Origin of the sequence: Caballeronia sp. LZ003, assembly GCF_031451465.1 — a bacterium.
Classification (GTDB): Bacteria; Pseudomonadota; Gammaproteobacteria; order Burkholderiales; family Burkholderiaceae; genus Caballeronia.
On sequence record NZ_JARUXJ010000062.1, the window covers coordinates 1 to 1,142 of the forward strand.

At 61.3% G+C, this 1,142-nt stretch carries 1 protein-coding gene; it reads right to left on the bottom strand.

What is annotated here, in order from left to right; all coding sequences use genetic code 11:
• A partial coding sequence (gene tnpC, locus QCE79_RS32905; RefSeq protein ID WP_309851637.1) for an IS66 family transposase occupies positions 1 to 1,142 on the bottom strand: 1,142 nt, incomplete at both ends.

Here is a 1,142-nt window from a genome sequence, read left to right on the forward strand (position 1 = left end):
AGATAGGTCAGTGCCTTTCCAAGCAGACTTTTTGGCACGATGCCGGGCGACTGCGCGAGCGCCAAGGCGTAGATGGCGTCGAGGATGTGCGTGCTGTATCGCCGTCGCAATCGCTGTCGTCGCTCAGGCTTCCATTTCTTAGAGCGGGCCTCCGCAGCGAACAGCTTGCCGATCAGCGTGATGAAGCGTGTCGCGAGCAGATCGGGGGAACGCGCGACTTTCGGCACGTTGTCCTCCGCTTTGATGAAGTACCGCCTTAGGTGCGCCCAACATCCGAGGTGCACGAGGTCGTAGCGTTGAGCGATGTCGTTGTAGGGCTCGTAGCCGTCAGTTACGAGAACCGCGCCCTTGCGGATGCTCGTGAACAGCTTGTCGGCCAGCTTGGCGCCGCGTCCAGGTGTATAGCTGAAGCAGCGGATAGGGACGCCCGAGCCGGTCATCTGCGCCCAGAGGTAGCTCTTCGTTTGTGGTTTTCTCCCTTTCTCTTTCAGTACCTGGAACGTTGTTTCGTCGCAGTAGATCAGCTCTGCCTCGAGCAACGCATCGCGCATCAAGTTGATCACGGGCTGGGTCGCGAGGCCAACGCGAACCATGCTGGCGGCGATCGTGTTCGACGAGATGTCACCGCCGAAGCGACACAGCAAACCAGCCTGACGATACAGCGGCATGCCGAACTGATACTTGCCGGTGGCGATCCATGCAAGCGCTGATTCGCTGAACAGTCCGCGCGCGATGATGCGCGGCGGCGCCGGCGTGACCTTGATGCCGAGGTCACAGCAAGGGCACGCATATTTGACGCGCTGGTGTTGGATCACCCGAAGCTGCTCGGGGATCACATCGAGCTGCTCACTGATCTCCGCGCCTATCTCGACGAGCGCGTGCCCATCGTTCGTGCAGAAGCGTTCGGCTTCGGGCAGTTCGTGTCGCACGACCTCGCGCGGCAGATTCGGATCTAGCGGCTTGCGATGACCGCGCTTCTTGCGCTTTTGCGCGGCGACCGTCGTCTCCGGCGTGTCTTCCTGCGCGGCCGCGCTGTTCGCGCCGAGCACCTCGGCTTCGTTGAACAAGCCAAGTTGATCAGAATCTCGTGCTTCACTCTTGGCGCCGAACAGTTCGCGACGATAGGCTCGGAGGCGCTCCTC